This window comes from Anaerotignum lactatifermentans (assembly GCF_014982935.1).
GTDB classification, from domain to species: Bacteria; Bacillota; Clostridia; order Lachnospirales; family Anaerotignaceae; genus Anaerotignum; species Anaerotignum lactatifermentans.
In genome coordinates this window covers 1-15,294 of the sequence record NZ_JADCKK010000028.1, presented here as the reverse complement: position 1 = coordinate 15,294, position 15,294 = coordinate 1, and the positions used below count along the sequence as shown (strand labels likewise).

Below are 15,294 nucleotides of genomic sequence, written 5' to 3'. Positions count from 1 at the left end.
TAATAAAATATTAAGTTGTAAAAAAGAAGGTTATATGTATTTTTTAGGAGAGTGATTTTTGTGGACGGAGGCAGTCCGGTGTTGATCGGGATTTTGATATTGCTGATATGCGGTTCAGCGTTTTTTTCAGCGTCTGAAACGGCTTTGACTTCATTGAGCAGGATTCGGCTGCGGAATATGGTGGATGAAAAAATCAAAAACGCAGATAAGATTCAGAAGCTGCTGGACAACCCCAGCAAGCTTTTAAGCTCTATTTTGGTCGGCAATAACCTGGTAAACAACGGTGCATCTGCACTGACAACAGCATTGGCTATCCAGATTTTCAACGGCGATGCCGGCAGCGGCGCTGGGGTAGCAACGGCAGTGATTACCATCATCATTTTGATCTTTGGGGAAATTACACCAAAAACCATTGCGGCGCAGAAAGCAGAAAAAGTGGCATTGATCGTTGTCAATCTCATTGCGTTTTTCAATTGGATTTTCACACCGGTGGTTGCGGTTTTGAATGTGGTTACAGGCACATTTGCGAAAATGATGGGATGCAATTCCAATGAAAGAGCGCCGCTGATTACAGAGGCGGAACTGCGTACCATTCTGAATGTAAGCCATGAGGAAGGTGTGTTGGAACAGGAAGAACGTACCATGATGGATAACGTGGTAAACTTTGGTGATGCCAAAGCAAGGGATGCCATGACACCCAGAACGGACATTTTAGCTGTGAGCACCGAAGCCACTTACGCGGAATTTGTAGAAGTGGTGCGGGAGGAAGGTTTTTCCCGTGTGCCTGTATACGAAGAAGATTTGGACAACATTGTCGGTGTCCTGTATGTCAAGGATGTGTTCCTGGCAGATCAGGAGGACTTTACACCGGTGAAATATATGAGAGAGCCTTTCTTTACCTATGAAAGCAAACCTCTGGCACAGCTGTTTGCCCAGATGCGGGACGACCATTTGGCAGTAGCCATCGTATTGGATGAATACGGCGGTACAGCTGGTCTGCTGACCATGGAGGACGTGGTAGAAGAAATCGTTGGGGAAATCGAGGACGAATTCGACGACGAAGAAGAAGATATCGAAGTTGTCAAAGAGGATGAATTCGTGGTGGACGGCAGCACCCGTCTGGAAGACCTGAACGAAATGATCGGCTGCGAGCTCATCAGCGAGGAAGTGGATACCATTGCCGGTTACGTACTGCTGGTGCTGGGTAACTTCCCCAAAGACGGTGAGGAAATCGAAACAGACGGTCTGCGTATTGTGGTAGAAGATATGGAAAAGAACCGTATCGGAAAATTGCGTATTTATAAAATACCCCATACGGAGGAAGAAATAGAAACGGAAGAATAAGAAAATCGGCAGTGCTTTTCGGATTAGGAAAGACACTGCTGTTTTTATGAAAAAAAGTGATGTCTTTATTTGAAAATAAAAACAGCTGAAATCCTTTGTATTGTATGGATTCCAGCTGTTCTTTTCTTTCAGTTTTTCTTTCAGTAAAGACTTTTACAGTTTTTTAAAGATTATCCAGCATTTCTTTTGTGGCTTCCAGATACTGGTCAGCAGTCTGTTTGCCTTCGATGCGATCGCCCTGGATACGACCGTCTTTGTCGATGAAAATGGTTGTAGGCAGACCTTTCAGATTATCCACAATCCAGCTTGCCATGGCTTTATCGGGCATGATACCTGTGAATGTTACGCCGTTTTCTTCGTAAGCTGCCAGGATTTTGGCTTCTGCTTCGTTGCCGGGGGTATCAATGATCACCTGTACAAAGTTTACATTGGGATATTCTGCCTGCAATGTCTGATAGTAGCTTTCCAGTTCTTTCAGTTCGTTGATGTCAGGATAGCTGTAGGAAGCAAAGAAGTTCACTGCGGTCAGGTCATAGTCTGCAAAGATGCTGCTGTCGATGGCGTTGCCTTCCAGGTCAGTGGAAATGAAGCCGAACAGTTCACCCTGCTTGGAAGCCTGTTCTGCAACAGATGCTTCATCAGGCTGGAATGTTTCTACACTTTTGTAAAGTGTGGGCAGGTCTTCAGCCAGCGTTTTATACACTTCCTGTGCATCTTTGGAAAGATGATCAATGCCTGTGGAAGGGTCAGTCAGGAAATAGAACCGGAAACCATCCTGTTTGGGCAGTTCCTGCTTGGAATTGAATTTGTTGAATTCCGCTACAGCAGAATCGGCAGTTTCCTGTCCATCCCGTACCACCAGAAATTCCACCAGCGGTGCCATCAATTCGTCAACGGGTACGGTAGATGAGGTGTCATTGAGCGCTTCCATGTTTTCATCCGGTGCATAATCATAGCGGACAACGGCATAAACACTATCTTCCGGCTGCGCATAGGATGTGGGAATCAGATTGACGTTTTCTTCTGTGGTCCAGCTCTGGGGAATGGTGTATGCCAGTCCACAGGCATCCAGTCGGATTTCTGTTTCTGCAGTTTCCTCTGTGGTATTTTGTGTGCTGCCGCCGCAGGCACTGAGCATAGAAAGGGACAGTACCGCACAGAGCAGAAGGGCAAATGCTTTTTTCATGGGATAAAAACCTCCTGTTTGATTATGATGCTGCATGTTCGCAAAAGAAGGCGGTAGAATCTACCGCCGCCCTTTTCTCTGACTTTATTATAACAGACTTTTGCCGGAAGGGAAACGTGTTTTTTTGTATCATTGGAATTTAATGATATTTTAATGCGGATGCAAGGGTTATTTAAGGAGTGACATATAAAATAGTTTTTTAAGACAAAATACAATTCTATTGGTATAATGTAAATGGTATAGTTTAGAACGGAGGGCGCTTATGGAACGGAAAAAAGTTATTTTGATAGAAGACGAGGTCAAGCTGGCGCGTTTTGTGGAGCTGGAACTGCGTTATGAAGGATATGATGTGACGGTCTGCCATGACGGCAGAGAAGGTCTGCAAATGGTCACAGACGGAAATTATGACATGATTTTGTTGGATTTGATGCTGCCGGGATTGACAGGTATTGAAATTTGCAGAAGAGTGCGGAAATTCTCCAATGTACCCATTATCATGCTGACTGCAAAAGACGAAACCATGGATAAAGTAGCAGGGCTGGACAGCGGCGCAGATGATTATCTGACAAAGCCTTTTGCCATTGAAGAACTGCTGGCGCGTATGCGTGTGGCTTTCAAACATGCCCATGCCGGCGGTGCAAAGAAAGTTATTCTGGAAGTGCAGGGGCTGGAAATTGACACGGACAAGCGTATGGTCACTGTCAATGGAACCGTGGTTGACCTGACAAAGAAGGAATATGAGCTTTTGTTGTATTTGGTACAGAATAAGAATATTGTCCTTTCCAGAGAGCAGATCCTCAACGAGGTATGGGGTTACAGCTACATTGGAGAAACCAATGTGGTGGATGTGTACATCCGTTATCTGCGTTCTAAAATTGATGAAGCGTTTGGCATAAAATATATTCATACCATTCGAGGAGTAGGGTACTATGTCAAAGACGAATAAGAAATCATTATTTGGCAGATTTCAAAATCTTGCCATTGCAAAAAGGATTACCCTGATTTATGGTGGGATATTTTCCTTTTCTTTGCTTCTGCTCAGTGGATTTTTCTTTGTGAATACCACGATCTTAGAGCAGAATAGCGTGCGAAAACAGCTGGAAACCACCATTGTCAACATTGAACAGTTTTTGGATAACGGCGGAACTCTTACAAATGAATCCTTAAAAAGTCTGCTGGATAACAAATACGTGGAAGTAAGTGTATTTAGTTATTCGGAAAATGAGGGATTTAACAGCCACGTAGGCGAGATTCCGGCATTCATCAAACAGCCTCCCCAGCTGATAAATGAAAACAATGGGGAAAATTCGGTGTTAAGCGGACTTTTGAATAAAGATGAAGTCATAGAAGAATTGTCAAAAACAGAGTATCACATCCGTTCTTTAAAAGAATTGGGGGTGAATCGTCAGGAATTTATGCTGGAAGGTCCCGGAGAACAGAAATTCATGCTTTTGTCCACCCAATACAAAAAGGATGGGGACAAGTATCAGATTCAGGCATTTAAACAGCTCAATGGCAACCAGGATTTTCTCCAGTCCTTTTTATGGAAAATGGTCATTGCTGATTTTATCGGTATTTTCTGCGCATTCCTTGCAGGCCGCTATATCAGCCGCCGTGTGCTGAAACCAGTGGAACAGATTCGCACAACTGCAGAACGTATCAGTATTGAGGACTTGACCCAGCGTATTGACTTGGATGGGCCTGACGATGAAATGAAGGAGCTGACCATCACCTTCAACTCTATGATTGACCGACTAGAGAAGGCGTTCCACAGACAGAACCAGTTTGTGTCTGATGCCTCTCACGAACTGCGGACACCTATTTCCGTTATTCAGGGCTACGCAAGTCTTATCAACCGCTGGGGAAAAAGCAACCCGGATGTATTGCAGGAATCTATTGATTCCATTCTGGGCGAAACAGAGCATATGAAAGAGCTTATTAGTAACCTGCTGTTTTTGGCAAAAAGCGACCAGAACCGCATGCATGCAAAACGGGCGCGTATGTGTCTGAATGATGTGGCACAGGAAATCGTCAAAGAGCTGGATTTGCTCCAGAAAGACCGCCAGATTACTTATGAGGAAGCGGAACAGGTGGAAATCAATGGCGATAGCGACCTCATCAAACAGCTTTTGTGGATTCACGGGGAAAATGCCCTGAAATATACCACAGACGGCGGTAAGATTCATATCAAAGTCTGGAAAGATAAGAAATATGCTTATGTTTCCATTGCAGATGACGGTATGGGCATTGCCAAAGAAGAACAGTCCAAGATATTCGACCGTTTCTACCGGGAAGATAAATCCAGAAATAAGGAGATTTCCGGTACTGGCTTGGGGCTTTCCATTGCGAAATGGATTGTCAGCAGCCATGATGGCGCCATTTTGGTGGAAAGCAAACGGGGCGAAGGCGCTACATTCATTGACCGTTTCCCTCTGTGGGTAGAACCGGAAGCAAAAAAAGGCGAAACAGGTAAGAATACAAAAATCAAATAACACCTAAGACATATTTGTCCCCTCTCGGTCATATAATTTTGGTACGGGAGGGGATTTTGCATGAGGGAAAAAGATTGGAGAAAACGCAGGGAAGAACTGCGGCAATATATGGGGGGAAGTATGTCCGCAAAGCCGAAAAATGCGCCAAAGAGCAAAGAACTGTTTTTGTTTCGGCTGTATGTGACCGTGATTTTGGCAGGAGGATTGCTTCTGGTATCTTTGTTTCATTCGGAAACAGCAGAAAATCTCACCCAGCAGGTGAAAGATACCATTGCATACGAAATGCCCTTGGAAAAAATTCAGGCGGCAGGAGAACGACTGACTGTATTTTTGCAGGGAAAAGATATGGCACTGCCTGCCTTGAAAGATGATGCATATGGTCCTGAAACAGAAGGACCCTAGTCCGGTGGCACAGGTGGTTTTTGCGCCAAAAACGGAAGACTTTTGCAATCCGGCAGAGGGAATCATCACGTCTTCCTGCGGAGAACGGGAAAATCCCCTTTTGGAGAAAACAGAATTTCATAACGGACTGGATATCGCCATGGCAGAAGGAACAGAGGTGGCAGCGGTGAAAAGCGGTGTTGTCACGAAGATACGGGAGTCGGATACATATGGTCTGGTGCTGGAATATGAAACCAATGACGGCTTTCGGGTGCAGTATGCCCATTTGCAGAAAACGCTGGTGAAAGAAGGGGAGAAGGTACGACAGGGACAGGTTGTAGCAAAATCAGGAAATACTGGACTTTCCACTGGACCGCATCTCCATTATAGTCTGTGGAAAGACGGCATTTTGCTGGACCCTATGGAATATGTGGATTTGCCTTACACAGCAGAGGTGACGGCGGAATACGCGGCTAGGGGAGAAGATTTTGAATAACAGAAAGATATGCGTGCAATGGGCAGCATTTTCCTGTATGATAGATAAGGAAAATGCGAAAGGATGAACACAATGAAACGAGTATTGATGGATATAGATACCAATTTATTCCGGCTGGCACTTCTGGAAAATGGGGAGCCAGTGGAATTTTATGTGGAACGGAAACAGACGGAAAGTCTGGTGGGCAATGTCTACGCAGGCAGAGTGGAAACGGTTGTGCCCAATTTGCAGGCGGCATTTGTGGATATCGGCACAGGGAAGAATGGCTACCTTTATTACGGAAACACAAGAGCGGCTTCGGGGGTAGAGAAAGAAAATCGTCCCAAAGCCGGGGATACTCTTGTGGTGCAGGTGGAAAAAGATGCTGTCGGTACCAAAGGCGCGGTACTCACCAGAAATATTTCCTTTGCTGGAAAGTTTCTGGCACTCCTGCCCAATGAAGGCGGAGAAATCGGTGTTTCCAGAAAAATCACCAATGAAGCGGAACGCAGAAGAATGCAGGAGATTATGGAAGAACTTCTGCCTTCTGACTGCGGCGCCATTGTCCGCACCAATGGAGCAGGGCGAAGCAAAGAGGAATTTCAGAAGGAACTGGAAAGCCTGTTGCAGAAATGGCAGAGTGTGAAGCAGGCAGAATACCGGAAAGCACCTGCGCTGCTGTGGCAGGAAAATATCCCTGTACTGAAAGCCGCAAGGGATTTTTACAGCGCCGATTTGGACAGCGTTGTAGTCAATGACAAAGAAACTTATGAATTGCTGGCGGCAACAGGAGATTTTTCTAGAGAAGGACAGCCAAAGTTAGAGTTATATGAAGAAAAAACACCGCTGTTTTCTTCTTTTTACGCAGAAAGCAAACTGGAAAAAGCCCTGTCCCAGAAAGTATGGCTCAAAAGCGGCGGCTATCTGGTCATCGAGGAAACAGAAGCTTGTGTGGTCATTGACGTCAATTCCGCTAAAGCCGCAGGTCGGGGCGATTTGGAAAAAATGATATTGAAAACCAATTTGGAAGCGGCAGAAGAAGCGGCAAAACAGATGCGTCTGCGGAACTTGTCCGGCATCATCATCATTGACTTTATTGATATGGTGCAGGAGGAAAGCCGGAATATTCTGACCAAAACATTGAAAGCGGCAGTGGAAAAAGACCGGGTGAAAACCGTTGTGGTTGGCATGACGGAACTGGGATTGATGCAGGTTACCAGAAAGAAAACGAAGCCTTCTCTGTTGAAACAGACCACTACCAATTGTCGCAGCTGCGAAGGCAGTGGTAGGGTATTTTCAATAGATTGGACGGCGGCGAAAATGCGCAGGGAAACCAAAACAATTTTTGCAGGAACCATCTGCCGGAAGGTTCTGGTAAAAGCTGATGCCAGACTGCTGCAGGTGTACCTTTCCAATGGCTTTGCAGAGGAAATGGCGCGCGTTTATGGCGGTGAAGTGCTGACAGAAAGCGTTGCCAACGCTGCCTTTGGTGAATATGAAATACTGCGGATGGAAACAAAGCATACGCAAAATTTGTGAATTTTCATGCAATTCTGGCAAGAAATAAAAGGAAAAAGCCTTGTTTTTCGGCTTTTTTCACGAGAGGGCATTGGCAAAAAGACGAAAACTGTCTTGACACATATGCAAAAAAGCTATAAAATAAAAAAGGTGTATTATGCACTGCTTATGGCTATGTGAAATCATAAATGTACTTTGAAAATTGAATAAGGAGGTGTTTTTCATAGAACCGATAAGTATTATCTGTGCTGTGATCGGACTCCTTCTGGGGATGATTGTCGGAATTTTTTACAGAAAGCGTATCGCGGAAGCGAAGGTGGGCGTGGCAGAAGACCGTGCCAATAAAATCGTGGACGAGGCCGTAAAAGATGCAGAGGCAAGAAAGAAAGAAATCCTCTTGGAGGCCAAAGAAGACAGTATCAGAACAAAAAATGAACTGGAAAAAGAAGTTCGTGACAGAAGAAACGAACTGCAGAGAAATGAAAGACGTTTGTTCCAGAAGGAAGAAGCTCTGGATAGAAAGACAGAGTCTTTGGAACGCAAGGAAGAACAGATGTCCAGAAAACTGGAGGATCTGGAAAGACAGAAAGAAGAAGCGAAAGAACTGCGTGAAAAACAGCTGCAGGAACTGGAACGCATTTCCGGTCTGACCACCGAAGAAGCAAAGAATTACATTCTGGCTATGGTGGAAACAGATGTGAAGCATGAAGCGACACTGATGATCAAGGAAATCGAAAGCAAGGCAAAAATGGAAGCGGACAAACGCTCCAGAGAAATTGTTGCCAATGCCATCCAGAGATGTGCAGTGGATCATGTGGCAGAAACCACAGTATCTGTGGTACAGTTGCCCAATGATGAAATGAAGGGCCGTATCATCGGTCGTGAAGGCAGAAACATCCGTGCACTGGAAACATTGACAGGTATCGACCTGATCATTGACGATACACCAGAAGCGGTAATTCTTTCCGGCTTTGACCCGATCCGCAGAGAGATTGCCAGAATCGCACTGGAAAAACTCATTGTGGACGGGCGTGTGCATCCTTCCCGTATTGAAGAAATGGTGGAAAAAGCCAAAAAAGAAGTGGAAGTCACCATTCGCGAGGAAGGCGAAGCTGCAACATTTGATACAGGTGTCAATGGACTGCATCCTGAACTGGTTCGCCTGCTGGGCAAACTCAAATACAGAACCAGCTATGGTCAGAACGTATTGAAACACTCCATTGAAGTATCCCATCTGGCTGGGCTCATGGCTGCGGAACTGGGCGTTGATGTGAATATGGCAAAACGCGCTGGTTTGCTCCACGATATCGGCAAGAGTGTGGACCACGAAATGGAAGGTTCTCATGTGAGCATCGGTGTAGGTCTGCTGAAACGCTACAAGGAAAACCACACAGTCATCAATGCGGTGGAAGCCCATCATGGCGACGTGGAACCTCAGAGCATCATTGCAGTACTGGTACAGGCAGCAGATGCTATTTCTGCGGCAAGACCCGGTGCAAGAAGAGAAACTCTGGAATCCTACATCAAACGTCTGCAGAAGCTGGAAGAAATTGCAGATAATTTCAAAGGCGTTGAAAAATCTTTCGCAATTCAGGCTGGTCGTGAATTGCGGATTGTTATAGTTCCGGAAGATGTCAGTGATGACGGCATGACCTTGTTGGCAAGAGACATTGCTAAGAAGATCGAGGAAGAACTGGAATATCCGGGACAGATCAAAGTAAATTTGATTCGAGAAACAAGAGCAGTAGAATACGCAAAATAAACCAAAAAGAGGGTATCTCCAAACGAGATGCCCTTTCTTTTTACATGGAGGAGGAAACGCAATGAAAGAAATTAAATCTTTTTCTTTTCGCTATGGCAGAAATGACGGATACATGGCTTGGTATCGTCTGGACAATGAAAAAGGCGTAAACGTGGGAATTGACCTCTACGATGGGGAAGAACGCAGCCTGCGCTGTGAGCCTGCCCAGGAATTGGCTGTGGAACTGGCAAAATTGCTGGAAGAACAGAATGCAGCGGCTTGGGATGGATTTTATGACATCGAAACATGTATTTGTGCAGGAGATAGCTGGGTGTTCCATGCCTATGGCAAAGAAGGAGAAGAAATCCATGCCATGGGACATTCTAAGCATCCCGAAGGCTTTGCAGAAATGAAACAGGCATTGGATGACTTTTTCAGTAAGATTTATCAGGAGTATCAGGTATAAAAAGAGGATGGATTTTTTAATCCATCCTTTTTCTTTATGCATATTGATATTTTTTTCTTGCGCCCACAAACAGAATGATGGCTACCACAATGGTCAGCACTTCTGCCACGGGAATGGCAAGCCATACGCCCAACAAGTCAAGATATTTCGGCAGGAACAAAATACATCCGCTGACACAGACGAAGGTGCGCAGGGAGGAAATCAGTGCCGAAAGCACCCCGTTGGAGAGGGCAGTGAAAAATGCCGAAGCGAAGATATTCACGCCGCAGAACAGGAAGTTCCATGCACAGATTTTATACCCGTCCAATGTGAGGGTAAATGTGGAGCTTTCTCTGGGGGTGAATACCAGTATGGTTGGCTCTGCCAGCAGGAAGGACAGTACGCTGATCACTGCCGAGGAAACCAATATGATGCCCATGGACATTTTGAACAGCCGTTTCAGCTGGACATGATTTCGCTTGCCGTACTGATAACTGAATACCGGTGCCACACCATTGGAAAAGCCCATATAGGCAGAGGCAAAGAGGAACTTTGCGTAAAGGATGATGGTGATGGCTGCAACGCCATCCTGTCCCATCATCTGCATCATAACTTTGTTGAACAGGTATGTGGTGACACCAGAGGAAATGTTGGTAATCAGTTCGGAAACACCGTTGCTCATGCTGTGGAGTAATACCTGCGTGTTCCATTCGGGTTTTACGAAATACAGAACAGAGCGTGGTTTCATAAAATAAATCAGTGGAGGAATGCCACCAATGAGGAAACTGGTGACCGTTCCCCAGCCGGCACCTTTGATGCCCATATCCATCAAAACGATGAATACATAGTCAAAAACAATGTTGCTAATGCCGCTGGCGACGTTGAGGATAAGCCCCAGTTTCGGTTTGCCTGCGGTGACAAAGAACACCTGAAAGAGTACCTGTACCACAGAGATGGAGTAAAACGCCATCATGATTCTGCCGTAGTCGATGCAGTAGGGCAGCAGGGCTTCATCCGCTCCCAGAAAAATGGAAAGAGGCTCGATGAATACAAAGCAGAGCAGGGAAAGAATCAGCCCCATGGCGATGGCAAAGAGTGTCAGCAGTGTAAAATGCCGTCTTGCCAAATCTTCTTTGCCTGCCCCCAGTTCTCTGCCGATGATGGCACTGCCGCCGGTGCCCAGCATGATGCCCACACCCAACATGACGTTGATGAGGGGATAAACGATGTTAATAGCAGAAAGGGCTGCCGTTCCCACAAAACGGGAAACGAAAATACCGTCTGCAATGATATAGGTTGCCACAAACATCATCATAATGATGGTGGGAAATGTAAAACGGAGCAATCCGCCAAGGGAAAATTCTTTGGAAATGTCGTTTTGCATAATATGACCTCACGATAACATACTGTATACCTATAGTTTTCAAAAGAAAGGCAAACGCGCCGGAATGTCAAAATGCGTCTGCCTGTTTTTTTATTCTGTTGCCATTAGATTGACTTTTTCTTCTTCCGGTGTAATATAAATGGTTTTGTTGGTCAGATAAATGACCATGCCCGGTTTTGCACCATTGGGCTTTTTCACGTTTTTCCGCAGGGTATAGTCCACAGGTACCATACTGCCGTTTTTGGCTTTGCTGTAGAAAGCAGCCAGATTTGCCGCTTCTTCCAGTGTGGGAATGGGAACTTCTCCTTTGCCGTTGGTGCGGATGATGACATGGGAGCCGGGGATTTCTTTGGTATGCATCCAGATGTCTGTAGGCTCTGCTGTCCGCAAAGTCAACTCATCGTTTTGCAGATTGCTTTTGCCCACCAGAATTTCGTAGCCGTCAGAAGAAATGTAGCGCATGGGTTTTGCTTTCTTTGGCTTGGACTGACCTTTTTTCTGGGGCTGTCTGCGGATGAAGCCGCTTTCTGCCAGCTCGGTGCGGATTTCTGCCAAATCGGCATCGTCCTTTGCGGTGTCCAGTGCGTTCAGGACACTTTCCAGATAAGCCAGTTCTTCGTCATTCTGTTTCTGTTGGATTTCCATAGCAGCCAGTGTACGTTTGGCTTTGTTGTATTTATTGAAATATTTCTGGGCATTTTCCGCCGGTGTTTTGGTAGGGTCCAGAGCGATTTCAATTTCTGCCATGTTTTCGTCATAGAAGTTTACGGTTTTAAATGTAGTGGCGTTAGGAGGAATGGCGTAAATATTGGCGGTGATCAGTTCGCCTTTCAGTTTCCATTTATCCTTGCCTGCTACATCCCGCAGGGTTTTCAGCTGGATATCTTTCTTTTTCACGCATCTTTCGATGTTGGTCATGACCAGTCGGCGAGTATCGTGTGCTTTCTGACGGATATGTGCCGCGTTGTCGCGTTCAGTGTAGAACCCTTCCAGCAGAGCAGATACGGTAGGATATGCTTTCGCATAGAATCCGTCAAACTGTGTCATGGGCAGTACGCCAAAATCCAGAATCTTGCCGCCGGGTTTCTGATAGTAAACGGCAGGGGAGAAAACGCCTGCTTTTACCTGTTCCATGGTGTTGGAAAAGGCAGTAAAAAGGGCATGTTCTTTTTCTGCTGTCATTTGCTCGCAGGCATCGGAAGCATCCAGTTTTGCTTCGTGGCAGATTTCCGCCGCCATGATGGGGCTGATGCCTGTATAGGTCTTATAAAGAAAGTCCTGTATTTTCTGACCTTCCTGCACATGGAGCAGAGAGGAAAAGCTGCTTTCGTCCAGTTCCATAGGGTTTTTCTTATCCTGAGAAGGGGGGAACACATAGGTTTTTCCCGGCAGGACTTCTCGGACAGAGCTTTTGTCGTGGGAAACACGCTTGATGGAATCCAGAATCTTGTTGTTTTCGTCAGTGAGAATCAGGTTACTGTGTTTGCCCATGATTTCCAGAATCAGGTTTTTCACAGTCATGTCGCCCATTTCGTTGGCAGACTCCACTTTGATGATGATGATACGCTCGAAATTGGGCTGGCAGATGTCAACAATCTTTCCGCCTGCAATGTGTTTGCGCAGTACCATGCAGAACAGGGGCGCTGTCATGGGGTTTTCTCTGGTGTTTTCGGTGATGTGCATCCGGGGATGACCGGAATTGGCAGAAGCCAGCACTTTATAATTGGCGCCGATGGCGCGCACGGAAAAGCGGATTTCGTCGGCAAGAGGCTGATGTACCTTGTCGATTCTGCCGCCGATGAGTTTCTCTTTCAGTTCGGTGACGATGGCTGCGGTGGTGATACCGTCCAATGCCATAGCAATCCCTCCTTTTTGTTTTGCTAACAATTCAGTATAGCATATTTGACAAAAAGGGAAAAGGGCGTGCTTTTGAAAAGAAAAATTAAAATTTGATTAAAAATAGTGGATACAATTCCCGCTTTTTGTTGCGCTTTTGCCTGACAATGGGTATAATGAAACAGTTCAAAATGGTTCGGAAAACATGAGTTTAGAAAGAAAGGAACAGACATGAGTGCGAATGTAAGAAGCATGACAGGCTATGGCAGAGGCGAGCATATTGCAGAAGACCGGAAATTTGTGGTGGAAATGAAATCTGTCAACCACCGTTATAATGATATGACCATCAAACTGCCCCGTTCTCTGGCAAGTCTGGAAGATAAAATCAAAAAACGGGTGATGCAGGATGTGTTCCGCGGCAAAACCGACGTGTTCATCAGTTTTGAAACATTTTCCGCTGATGACGTGGAAGTAAAGCTCAACACAGGTTTGGCAGCGGCTTATGCAGAAAAACTCCGTGAACTGGAAAACCTGCTGGGTGTCAACGGCGCAGATTTGCTTTCTCTGACAGCGAAATTCCCCGATGTGATCACCGTGGAAAAAGCACAGAAGGAAGAAGATGTGATCTGGGCAGCACTTTCTCCCGCGCTGGATGCGGCAGTGGAAAATTTCGTTGCTATGCGCAGTGTGGAAGGGGAAAACCTGAAACAGGATATCCTGAAAAAAGGCGAATACATTGCCAAACTGGTGGAAGAAGTGAAGGTATACGCCCCTCAGGTGGTAGTGGAATATCAGGAAAAACTCAATAACCGCCTGAAAGAACTGCTGGACAATGTAGATGTAGACCCTCAGCGTGTGGCAATGGAAGTTGCGATTTTTGCGGATAAAGGCTGCATTGATGAAGAACTGACCAGACTGGACAGCCATCTGATCCAGCTGAGAGAAATTCTGGAAAATGGCGGTCAGGTAGGCAGAAAGCTGGATTTCCTGGTGCAGGAAATGAACAGAGAATCCAATACCATTGCTTCCAAAGCAAATGATATCCGCATTGTGAAGGCAACCATTGCCCTCAAGAGCGAAATCGAAAAAATCAGAGAACAGATTCAGAATCTGGAGTGATCATATGGAACGGATTCAGTTTTTGAATATTGGCTATGGCAATGTGGTTTCCGCAAACCGTGTCATTGCCATCATCAGCCCCGATTCCGCCCCTGTGAAGCGGATTATTCAGGAGGCAAAAGAAAAAGGGAATCTGATCGACGCCACTTACGGCAGAAAAACAAGATGCGTCATCATCATGGATAATGGACATGTGGTGCTTTCGCCCAATATGCCCGAAACCATCGGCGGACGCCTTGCGGCAGAACAAAAGGGGAGTGTAACATGAAAAAACAGGGATTATTGCTGATTTTATCAGGACCATCTGGTTCTGGCAAAGGCACTATCGTGGAACAGCTGAAAGCAAAGGATGATTTTGCCCTTTCCATTTCCGCTACCACCCGTGCCCCAAGAGAGTATGAACAGGACGGTGTGCATTATTTCTTCCGCACAAGGGAAGAATTTGAAAAAATGATTGCCAATCAGGAACTGCTGGAATGGGCAGAATTCTGCGGCAACTGCTACGGCACACCGAGAGCATATGTAACAGAACAGCTGCAGAAAGGCCAGAATGTCATTCTGGAAATCGAAGTGCAGGGTGCATTGCAGGTGAAAAAACTCTATCCTGAAGGGGTATTGATTTTCCTGGTTCCTCCCAATCTGGAAGAACTGGGCAGACGCCTGACAAACCGCGGCACAGAGGATAAGGAAACCATCAACCGCCGTATCCATCGTGCACTGGAAGAAATGGAATATGTGCAGGATTATGATTATGTAGTCATCAATGACACTGTTCCTCAGGCAACACAGGATATTCTGGACATTGTCCATGCAGAATCCATGCGCTGCAGCAGAAATAAAGAGATTAAAAAGGTATTCAAAGGAGAGATTTGATTATGTTAAGACCATCTTATACAGACTTATTGGACGTTATCAATCAGGAAACAGACGACATCACACTGGGCAGCCGTTACACCATCGTGATTGCAGCAGCAAAACGTGCAAGACAGCTGGTTGACCATGCTGAACCTCTGGTAAGCAACACAAAGGTTGACAAACCCGTATCCATCGCAGTCAACGAACTGTACCAGGGCAAAATCAAAGTACGTCAGGGACATCCCGAAGAAGCAGTTCCTGCGGAAGAAGAAGCTGTAGAAGAAACAACAGCAACAGAAGAAACAGAAGCATAATGATCAACGGAAAAAAGTCGGAGGTTCAGAAAGCTGCCGAAAGGAACAGCGAAATCTCCGGCTTTTCTGACATTTACAGCCTGCAAATAAAAAGTCAAGGCTAAATTAAAAGAACATTGAAAATTTTATACAGGTTGAAAATTGGGTATCAAAATAAGACCACCACACCAGTGCTGGTCTGAAAATTGTAGTGGATAATTAGGA

Annotated in this window: 15 protein-coding genes; 12 read left to right on the top strand and 3 right to left on the bottom strand. The window is 45.7% G+C overall.

Features of this window, described 5'->3' with window-relative positions; translation table 11 throughout:
• Positions 1–60: 60 nt before the first annotated feature.
• Complete coding sequence (locus INF29_RS08510) at positions 61–1,344, top strand: HlyC/CorC family transporter (protein ID WP_330608312.1); 1,284 nt, start codon at positions 61–63, stop codon at positions 1,342–1,344.
• 163 nt (positions 1,345–1,507) lie between these two features.
• Here the strand turns inward: INF29_RS08510 and INF29_RS08505 are convergent, their stop codons facing one another.
• Complete coding sequence (locus INF29_RS08505) at positions 1,508–2,530, bottom strand: TlpA family protein disulfide reductase (RefSeq protein ID WP_072852932.1); 1,023 nt, start codon at positions 2,528–2,530, stop codon at positions 1,508–1,510.
• A 262-nt stretch (positions 2,531–2,792) separates the two neighbouring features.
• Here INF29_RS08505 and INF29_RS08500 point away from each other — a divergent pair, with 262 nt between their 5' ends.
• The 7 genes from INF29_RS08500 (at position 2,793) to INF29_RS08470 (ending at position 9,603) form a co-directional block, all read left to right on the top strand.
• On the top strand, positions 2,793–3,476 hold the full coding sequence (locus tag INF29_RS08500) for a response regulator transcription factor (protein WP_022364897.1): 684 nt from the start codon (positions 2,793–2,795) through the stop codon (positions 3,474–3,476).
• On the top strand, positions 3,460–5,022 hold the full coding sequence (locus INF29_RS08495) for a sensor histidine kinase (RefSeq protein ID WP_193485952.1): 1,563 nt from the start codon (positions 3,460–3,462) through the stop codon (positions 5,020–5,022). The genes INF29_RS08500 and INF29_RS08495 overlap by 17 nt, the downstream gene beginning before the upstream one ends.
• A gap of 60 nt (positions 5,023–5,082) precedes the next feature.
• Entirely contained in the window at positions 5,083–5,424 is a 342-nt protein-coding gene (locus tag INF29_RS08490) for a hypothetical protein (RefSeq protein ID WP_087988773.1), read from the top strand.
• The gene (locus tag INF29_RS08485; protein WP_193485950.1) at positions 5,399–5,899 is read left to right on the top strand and encodes a M23 family metallopeptidase; all 501 of its coding nucleotides are present in this window, start codon (positions 5,399–5,401) and stop codon (positions 5,897–5,899) included. The genes INF29_RS08490 and INF29_RS08485 overlap by 26 nt, the downstream gene beginning before the upstream one ends.
• 72 nt (positions 5,900–5,971) lie before the next feature.
• A complete protein-coding gene (locus INF29_RS08480; protein WP_193485948.1) occupies positions 5,972–7,417 on the top strand; it encodes an Rne/Rng family ribonuclease in 1,446 nt (481 codons plus the stop codon).
• Between the two features lie 250 nt (positions 7,418–7,667).
• Complete coding sequence (gene rny / locus INF29_RS08475; RefSeq protein ID WP_022255628.1) at positions 7,668–9,158, top strand: ribonuclease Y; 1,491 nt, start codon at positions 7,668–7,670, stop codon at positions 9,156–9,158.
• Positions 9,159–9,219: 61 nt separating this feature from the next.
• Positions 9,220–9,603: a hypothetical protein gene (locus tag INF29_RS08470; RefSeq protein ID WP_193485946.1), complete on the top strand. Its 384-nt coding sequence runs from the start codon at positions 9,220–9,222 to the stop codon at positions 9,601–9,603.
• Between the two features lie 34 nt (positions 9,604–9,637).
• Here INF29_RS08470 and INF29_RS08465 read toward each other — a convergent pair whose 3' ends face one another.
• Positions 9,638–10,966 carry an MATE family efflux transporter gene (locus tag INF29_RS08465; protein WP_087988770.1) on the bottom strand — a complete coding sequence of 443 codons (1,329 nt, stop codon included), beginning with the start codon at positions 10,964–10,966 and terminating at the stop codon, positions 9,638–9,640.
• 90 nt (positions 10,967–11,056) lie between these two features.
• Positions 11,057–12,823, bottom strand: coding sequence for an Rqc2 family fibronectin-binding protein (locus INF29_RS08460; protein WP_193485944.1), 1,767 nt, complete (start codon positions 12,821–12,823; stop codon positions 11,057–11,059).
• 210 nt (positions 12,824–13,033) lie between these two features.
• Between INF29_RS08460 and INF29_RS08455 the strand changes: the two genes are divergently transcribed.
• Genes INF29_RS08455 through rpoZ form a run of 4 tightly spaced genes read left to right on the top strand, consistent with a single transcriptional unit; the run spans position 13,034 to position 15,090 of the window.
• Positions 13,034–13,921: a YicC/YloC family endoribonuclease gene (locus INF29_RS08455; protein ID WP_072852914.1), complete on the top strand. Its 888-nt coding sequence runs from the start codon at positions 13,034–13,036 to the stop codon at positions 13,919–13,921.
• 4 nt (positions 13,922–13,925) lie between these two features.
• Positions 13,926–14,189 (top strand): DUF370 domain-containing protein, encoded by a 264-nt coding sequence (locus INF29_RS08450; protein WP_072852912.1) that lies wholly within the window; start codon positions 13,926–13,928, stop codon positions 14,187–14,189.
• The gene (gene gmk / locus INF29_RS08445) at positions 14,186–14,794 is read left to right on the top strand and encodes a guanylate kinase (protein ID WP_072852910.1); all 609 of its coding nucleotides are present in this window, start codon (positions 14,186–14,188) and stop codon (positions 14,792–14,794) included. The genes INF29_RS08450 and gmk overlap by 4 nt, the downstream gene beginning before the upstream one ends.
• A 2-nt stretch (positions 14,795–14,796) precedes the next feature.
• Positions 14,797–15,090, top strand: coding sequence for a DNA-directed RNA polymerase subunit omega (gene rpoZ / locus INF29_RS08440; RefSeq protein ID WP_087988767.1), 294 nt, complete (start codon positions 14,797–14,799; stop codon positions 15,088–15,090).
• Positions 15,091–15,294 lie beyond the last annotated feature (204 nt).